The 5011-nt window shown below is 52.2% G+C and carries 6 protein-coding genes, 3 tRNA genes and 1 pseudogene; 3 read left to right on the top strand and 7 right to left on the bottom strand.

The features are described from left to right. The 5 genes from MVD07_RS08505 to MVD07_RS08485 all read right to left on the bottom strand — a co-directional run. On the bottom strand, positions 1–271 hold a 271-nt coding region (locus MVD07_RS08505; protein ID WP_297500829.1), incomplete at its 3' end, for a S26 family signal peptidase. A gap of 44 nt (positions 272–315) precedes the next feature. Further along, positions 316–855, bottom strand: coding sequence for a DUF1102 domain-containing protein (locus tag MVD07_RS08500; protein WP_297500826.1), 540 nt, complete (start codon positions 853–855; stop codon positions 316–318). Between the two features lie 14 nt (positions 856–869). Then, the gene (locus tag MVD07_RS08495; protein WP_297500824.1) at positions 870–1463 is read right to left on the bottom strand and encodes a DUF1102 domain-containing protein; all 594 of its coding nucleotides are present in this window, start codon (positions 1461–1463) and stop codon (positions 870–872) included. A 182-nt stretch (positions 1464–1645) separates the two neighbouring features. Next, positions 1646–2077, bottom strand: a complete 432-nt coding sequence (locus MVD07_RS08490; protein ID WP_297500832.1) for a hypothetical protein — start codon at positions 2075–2077, stop codon at positions 1646–1648. Positions 2078–2513: 436 nt separating this feature from the next. Then, positions 2514–2589 (bottom strand) — tRNA-Gln (locus tag MVD07_RS08485). 93 nt (positions 2590–2682) lie between these two features. Here MVD07_RS08485 and MVD07_RS08480 point away from each other — a divergent pair. Together MVD07_RS08480 and MVD07_RS08475 are read left to right on the top strand one after the other, a co-directional pair. Continuing rightward, positions 2683–2760 (top strand) — tRNA-Arg (locus MVD07_RS08480). A 184-nt stretch (positions 2761–2944) separates the two neighbouring features. Next, the gene (locus tag MVD07_RS08475; protein ID WP_297500821.1) at positions 2945–3694 is read left to right on the top strand and encodes a biotin/lipoate A/B protein ligase family protein; all 750 of its coding nucleotides are present in this window, start codon (positions 2945–2947) and stop codon (positions 3692–3694) included. Here the strand turns inward: MVD07_RS08475 and MVD07_RS08470 are convergent, their stop codons facing one another. Beyond that, a complete protein-coding gene (locus tag MVD07_RS08470; protein WP_297500818.1) occupies positions 3695–4321 on the bottom strand; it encodes a hypothetical protein in 627 nt (208 codons plus the stop codon). A gap of 142 nt (positions 4322–4463) precedes the next feature. Here MVD07_RS08470 and MVD07_RS08465 point away from each other — a divergent pair. Next, positions 4464–4540: transfer RNA gene (locus MVD07_RS08465), tRNA-His, on the top strand. Between the two features lie 266 nt (positions 4541–4806). Here MVD07_RS08465 and MVD07_RS08460 read toward each other — a convergent pair. Beyond that, positions 4807–5011, bottom strand: a pseudogene (locus MVD07_RS08460) (integrase); the annotation flags it as partial.

The raw sequence follows: 5011 nt of genomic DNA, 5'->3' as shown, positions 1-5011 counted from the left end.
CCCCCTTGGTCACGTATCCTTCCTCTGTAACGGCGAATATCCTGTGAACCGTCCATCCGTCCCTTCTATGGAAGACTATTATGTCGCCGGCCTTCCCCCCTTTAGAGAGGGGGTTGATGAAGAACATGTCGCCCTTGTTTATCGTGGGGGTCATGCTCTCTGAATAAGCGTAAGAGAGAAGAACGGGCCTGCCGAGGAGGAAACCCGTCACTGAGGCGAGCAGAAAAACTGTCGCTACCACAACTACTATGTTCTCAATCAGTCTTCTCATCGGCAAACCCTCTCAAAGTTTGGGGCAAAGGCCCCGGAAGGAAATCACTGCGGTCCGCATTCACCTGCGTGTGCCTCAAAGCTCATTTGGAACTGATCGAGTCCAAGGGTTGCGTTCGTGTTGTTGAAAATCATACCCACCGGAATAGGGCTGCCGTGGTAGACTGTAAACTCTATGTTGTTGCCCGGGCCGGCTATGGGGTTGGTATAGTTGCCCGCGAAGAGCAGGACGTTGTCGTGCTGGCTCTTTATGGTCACACATATCGGGTAGTCGGTTCCGTTGTTTTCCCAGAGGTGGTTGCTGACCTCGAACATCTCCTCAAAGACGTAGGTGGTGTTCGGGCTCATGCCGTCCCCTCCCCATTCAGGGTGGTTCAGGTTATACTGGCTTATGTCCACGTAGAGTTCTCCGGCGTTGTAGGTAACGTAGGGCTGTATGGCAGTCAGGTCAATCAGTTCGTTGTCGTCGGAGACGACCTGGAATGATGCAGATCTGTCCGCTGAGTAGTAGCGGAAGTTCGCGCCTGCTCCAACAGCTAGAAGCATTCCAACCATCAGTATGGCCAATCCGAATAGCTTGTTCATCCTTCACGCCCCCTTCACTGACCGCACTTTCCGCTCAGGTCTGACGGCTCTGTGCCGAGCCTGTAGGCCTCTATGTGAACTGATGCACTCTGGGTTGTGTTGGGCGCGTCGTTGCCAACGGTGAAGTCCATGCCGACCTTAACCGCGTCGCCGTTGTTAACAACAAAGCAGACGTCGCTCTTCGCCATGTTGCTCGCGTAAACAGTTGCACCGGTTGTGCTGTCGTGGACGTCCATGTCAGCGCCGTAGAACTGGATAACTGGGTTGTCACTGGTTATCCTCACAACTATGCTCATGTTCTCCTCCCAGAGGTCGTTGCTAACCTCGAACACCTCGTCAAAGTTGTACTCTGAGTTCGGGCTGAGGCCATTTCCGTATCCTGGCCAGTTTTTGTTGTCTGGGCTGATGTCCACGACGAGGACACCGCCGTCGTTGATGTACGCGTAGGGCTGGATTGGGGTCAGATCGATGAGCTCGGTGTCATCGGTGACTATGTTCCAATGCACGCTCCTGTCCGCGTTGTAGTCCCTGAAGTTGGCTCCGGCCCCAAGAACGAGCCCAAAGGCCACCAACAGGCCAAAAATTCCCAAGGCAATATTCTTTCTCAACTTTTTCGCCTCCTTTGGGAGGCACTGTGGAAACGGAAGCGGGCGAGTGTTTCGCCCCCGGAGGTGCATAACACAGTGCCTATCAAGGCAACCGTGTGGTTGCTCATAGTCAGTAGGTCCTTGGGCTATATAGTAAATTGCGACTTACCCAAAGGTAATCTTGCCTTACCGTGGGAAGAACCTCAGATGCGCCTTATCTTACGGTGGTGGACAAGGCCAACGAGGGTGTAGATAAGTGAGGCCATCGCAAGGTGAAAGTTGCCGAGGTAAACGGCGACCGTCAGAAAGATGAGGGAAAGCCCTATGTAGAAGGAGCTCCAGCTTATGTCGTTTTTGTTGACGGTCTCCATGTAAACCGTCACATCCTCAGGGACTCTCACGAGCGTCACGATGCCCCGGTTGAAATCTATTACCCCCTCCCTCTCAAGCTTGGGGATGTGCGTCTGGACGAGGCTGACGTAGACGCTCTTCCTGTGCTTCCTGTTTGTGTCCCCTTCCCTCTCGGCGATATAGTCAACAACTTCTCTCAGCTCGGCCCTCCCATCACTGCTCCTCAAGTACTCTATCATGAGCATCCTTCGGCTGTTGCCGAGTATGCTCGATGAAGCTCCCATCCTAATCACTTTCCTCCCTCTCCCATAACGCAACAGCATTGCATTCCCTCTCTCACGTGATGACCTCCGCATAAATTTAAGTCCTCTAGTAGATGTCTACGAACTCCTATTTAAAGCTGTCTGAAAAGTTTAGATTTCGTTTTTTGGGTTAAAACGCCGTGAACACGGCCGTATGAAAATAAAAGCCACGAGAACTGGGAAAAAGGGCCCTACTGGCTTTCAAATCTATAGGAAAATTTTATATGCATTGGCAGAAAGTCAATGAAATGGGAGCTGATTGACGAAAAGAGCAGAGTTTGTCTAAAAGGTTGAGAAAAATGCAGCCAGTTTGGATATGGCCGGCAGTTTGCCAGGATTGTGGGCAGAATGTTGAGGCCGAAATGGAGGTTTGAAAAAGGAAGTTAAAGGGGTTCGGGGGTTCTGGAGCCCTCAATGATGGTAGCCCCGCGGGGATTCGAACCCCGGTCGCGGGATCCAGAGTCCCGCATGCTTGGCCGCTACACCACGGGGCTGTGCCCGTTCGTAAATCCCTGCGGGAGGTTTATAAAGTTTATCCCTTGGAAGCGGTTAGGTTTTTAAACGGAGAACCGGAGGATTTTCTGGGTGGGCCGGTAGCCTAGCATGGATGGGGCGTCGGCCTCCGGAGCCGAAGGTCGCGGGTTCAAATCCCGCCCGGCCCGCCATAGCGAACTTCGTAACTCCCCTGTGAGTGCTCTTGGAAAGCTTTCTTCGGGCGCTGGATATTCTTGGTTTAGTTTTCGAGAGATATAGCCCGCTCAGTGGTGACTACTCTCGTCATCCTCAGGGATTAGCGTCATTATCGCTGGGCTTAAAAACACCTGTGGACTTTTAACGATGGTGATTTGAATGAGGTTTATCCCGCTCATAGTTGCCAGACCGGAGATCCAGATGGCGATAGACGAGGCGATACTGCTCGCCAGAATAGAGGGCAAAGTCCCGGATACTGTTCGTTTATATGCTTTTTCGCCGAGTTCTATAACCATAGGGCGCTTCCAGAGCGTAAGGCATGACGTAAACCTTGATGAAGCCAGGAAACTTGACATCCCGATCGTGAGGAGAATCACCGGGGGAGGTTCAGTCTTCCACGATGAATTTGGGGAGATAACTTACTCAGTTATCATCGGCGAGGATTTCCATCCCTCACTTAGGAACGTCGAGAGCAGCTACCGCTACCTGGCCGGTCCGCTCGTCGATGCGCTAAACGATCTCGACCTCGAAGCGGCATTTTCTGGACTCAATGATATCGTTGTAAACGGGAAGAAGATCAGTGGCTCGGCCCAGACGAGGAGGAAGGGGATTATCCTACAGCACGGCACCTTCATGTACGCGACCCGCGTCGATGTTCTTGGAAGGGTTCTGAGGGCTTCGAAGGAAAAGCTCAGGGACAAAGGCGTCTCGAGCATTTGGGAGCGTGTCACAACGCTGGAGCGCGAGGGGATAAGGCTGACTCGCTGGGAGGCCTACGAGCTCCTTAGAGAGAGCTTCACCAGGGGCTTTGACATTGAGGAAGGCGAATTGACCGACTATGAGCTTGAGCTGGCTGAGAAGCTGATAGAGGAGCGCTACGGAAACAGGGAATGGAACGAGATGCGTTAGCTATTTTCCCTCTATCCCGAACTCCTCCGCGAGCTCGTAGAAGAGCTCATCCTCTCCGAGTTCTTCCCTCAGCTTTTCGAAGTTCTTCTTCAGGCGGGGGAGCCTTCCCTTCGAGCGCTTGAGCATTGAATTACCTATCTCAATGGCAAATTGGAGGTACTCGTCCTCCACCAGAACCCGCCCGTCCCTCCCAAGAGGTGTCGTCAGGTACTCGGTTGCGTTTATCTCGACGAGGTACCTTTTCGAGATTGCCTTGAAGGTTGTATACTTGAAGCCGCTGGCAAGGCCGAGCTCGTGGAGCCTCTTAGCCCTTTCAATGTCCTCGGCAACCACGTGGAAAATCGGTGGCTGGCTCTTGAGGAATATCACTCCTTCCCTGGCTTTTTTGAGTGCCCTTTTGGCCTCTTCAAATTCAATGGGCCTGTGTTCCTTCACAAGCCACCTTGAAAGGGGCTTTGCCCCCAAGGCCGGCTCCTCAATGATTCCAATCCTTCCCGAGCACGAGCTGGTGGTGTAGATTCCGTCGATGGAGTTGATTAGCAGGAGGAGGCCTATTATGTCCTCATCGACCTCTCCCTCAATCATTGCGGTGAAGAGGCTTTTGAGGGCTTCGCGCTTCGCCTTCATACTGAAACACCTCCTCGGCGGGTTTTTGGGTTAAATTTCAGTTTTAAACTCTCCTCCTGTCGTGTAATCACCTGTGAGGGTGTTTTTCTCGATTTCCGGCGAAAACTTTATAAAGCTAACCCAAAAGCTTTAGCTGGACATGGCCGGGGTGGTGTAGCCTGGTCAGCACAGGGGACTGTGGATCCCCTAGCCCGGGTTCAAATCCCGGCCCCGGCCCCATAACGACTTTTACTTGGAGAACAGCGCTTTTCTCGCCCATCAGAAACCACCTGAGCAAACTATTGATGAGTTTGGACTTGCTAAAAGGAAGCTCGTCCAGCCTAGTGGATACCTCTTCATCAATGTAAATATGCAAGCGTGTCTTTCGCCTTCTTTTTGCTCCTTGGGCCGTGTGAGAGCCCCTATTTTTGTAGGCCTTTTTGGGCATGTTGTCCCACCTCTACGGAGTGCAACTTCGCGGGTTATTAGGACTGCGGTCATGAGGATCACCTTGGAAGTTTCTTCAGAATCTCCTCGGCTTTTTGTTGTTGGGTGTAGTAGAGGATATAGTCAAGCGTCTTATGCCCTGTAATCTTGGCAATGAGTTGGGGTGCGATGCCCTTCTTTGTTAGATAGGAGATAAATGCATACCTCAGAGCGTGTGTGTTAAATCCGTAAGTTCTCCGGCAGTATTCTGAGACTTTCCAGCGG

Source organism: Thermococcus sp., assembly GCF_027008145.1.
In the GTDB taxonomy this organism is placed as follows: domain Archaea; phylum Methanobacteriota_B; class Thermococci; order Thermococcales; family Thermococcaceae; genus Thermococcus.
Note: the sequence above shows the minus strand (reverse complement) of the source record. Positions and strands in the feature narration are given on the sequence as shown.